Below are 1,707 nucleotides of genomic sequence, written 5' to 3' on the forward strand. Positions count from 1 at the left end.
TTTACTCGCTGTCGTCCCCGGGCTTGGCCGGCGGCGTCTTGTTCGCTTCGCCTGCCAAAAACCGTGGGCGATCAGGGCGCCAATGCGCCGATTCTGCGGCATCGAGCTTAGCGTGCTCTGCGCGCACTCGCGCATGCAGGCGAAGAATGAGGCGATCCTTTTCCGCGGCGGAAAGCTTGGAAAGATCTGGAAAGGGGCGCAGTTTTGTCATGATCAGCATCATGGACCGATTTCAAGAAACGAACAACTCTGGCACGTGCTCGCTCAGGCTAAACAGTTACCGTTTTTGCACGTCTTTTAAGAAAAATTTTCAAGTTTCTGATATCCCTTCATAGGGGCTGAACAGTTACTTCAAACCTTGGGTTTTGCTAACTCTTTGTACCTCATCAAGATATCGTTGGTTGTAGCCTCCAGGGGGATTTGCGGGATGAAGTCGCGTTCAAGTGCGACATCGAACCCTCCTTGCGGAAGCTCGTATGTAAGCAGCATCGAGAGCGAGTTATTGATGGCGGCATAATCTTTTCTTTTAAGTGCTATTCGAATTCGGGCACCCAGCACCTGCCTTACCTGCCTATTTTTGGCAAGTGCCTTTTGAAAAGCGATTTCTACGGTTTCTGCCGCCTTCTCTATATCTTCTTCGTGATAGTGGTAATGTTCAGTTAGTCCAATCCAAGCTTCGACAAGATCTGGAGAGAGTGCAATACGCTCCGCAAGTGCCCGGCCAGCACGCAGCGGCTCTCTGATGAAATGAAAGTGATTCACCAACATATCTAGCACGTGGTCCTTCTCATCGACATTCCCTGCCAGCGCAAGCAATTCATCTAATCTCGCCTCGACTTCGTGAAATCGTGCGCTCCTGTAAGATGCAAAGAGGCGCGCATCAAATTCCTTAATTTTCTCAATGAAATTGTCATTCATCTCATCACCTCCCTGGCATTTCACCTGGCGTCCAAACCGGCGGGCCACCTGGTTGGTTTTTCATGCAAACAGTAAGTCTGTCGTTAGCGCGTGCTCTGCACGCACGTACAGCATCGCCCCCCAAGTGCCAATATTGATCGCAAGCACCATACTCCTTCTCCCAGTCCGCTTTACACTGCTTATCCCTGGCACTTTCCCGTGCGGCCGGTTCTGCACTAGAGGTACACCAGTCGATGATTTTTTCAGCAAATCGCTTCCACACGTCATGGGCCGGCGTACCGGGTATTACTGGATCAAACGGGCCGGGGACATACGGCCGAGACGGCGTTAGACTTGGCTCACTAGGTAAGCTTTGCAATCCCGAGGGATCGGTTTTTCTCAACGGGTTAGCTTCTACATAACCGTAGGTATTGATCCCGCCTTGCAATCCAATCGGATCGCTCTGCACGTAGCGTCCAGTCTGCGCATCGTAATCCCTAAAGTAGTTGTAATGTAAATTGGTCTCCCGATCATAATATTGCCCCGGAAAACGCAAGTTGTAGGAAAAATTTCCCAGGCGGTTCGGGTTTTCATCGGGCGAATCCTCGCCGAACGGGTTCGCCCCATCCCAGCGCCAGACCATCTTGTTATCGCTGGCGCGCGTGATAACCCGTGGTGCCGCCAGGTGGTCCGCATAGACGTAGTATGCATTTTCTTCTGCACCGCTGGCACGCGGTTTAACCATGGCGACCGGCATCCCCTCCAAATAAATGGTTTCCTGTATCGGCGTCCCGGCGCTGTTGTACTCGC

3 protein-coding genes are annotated in these 1,707 nt (G+C 52.0%); 1 reads left to right on the top strand and 2 read right to left on the bottom strand.

The annotated features are described in order from the left end of the window. Positions 1-301, top strand: a 301-nt coding sequence (locus tag F1735_RS35980; RefSeq protein ID WP_222853169.1) for a hypothetical protein, incomplete at its 5' end; no start/stop codon positions are given. A 50-nt stretch (positions 302-351) separates the two neighbouring features. Here the strand turns inward: F1735_RS35980 and F1735_RS33390 are convergent. Both F1735_RS33390 and F1735_RS33395 read right to left on the bottom strand, forming a co-directional pair. Beyond that, positions 352-918 (bottom strand): hypothetical protein, encoded by a 567-nt coding sequence (locus F1735_RS33390; RefSeq protein WP_167241283.1) that lies wholly within the window; start codon positions 916-918, stop codon positions 352-354. Positions 919-922: 4 nt separating this feature from the next. Then, positions 923-1,707 (bottom strand): RHS repeat-associated core domain-containing protein (locus F1735_RS33395; RefSeq protein WP_167241284.1); only part of this gene is annotated, 785 nt, incomplete at its 5' end.

The organism is Massilia genomosp. 1 (assembly GCF_011682185.1).
Lineage (GTDB): Bacteria > Pseudomonadota > Gammaproteobacteria > Burkholderiales > Burkholderiaceae_D > Telluria_A > Telluria_A rubra.

Excerpts from the sequence above, each read along its gene's own strand:
- F1735_RS33390 (WP_167241283.1), bottom strand. The coding sequence starts at position 918 with ATGAATGACAATTTCATTGAGAAAATTAAGGAATTTGATGCGCGCCTC.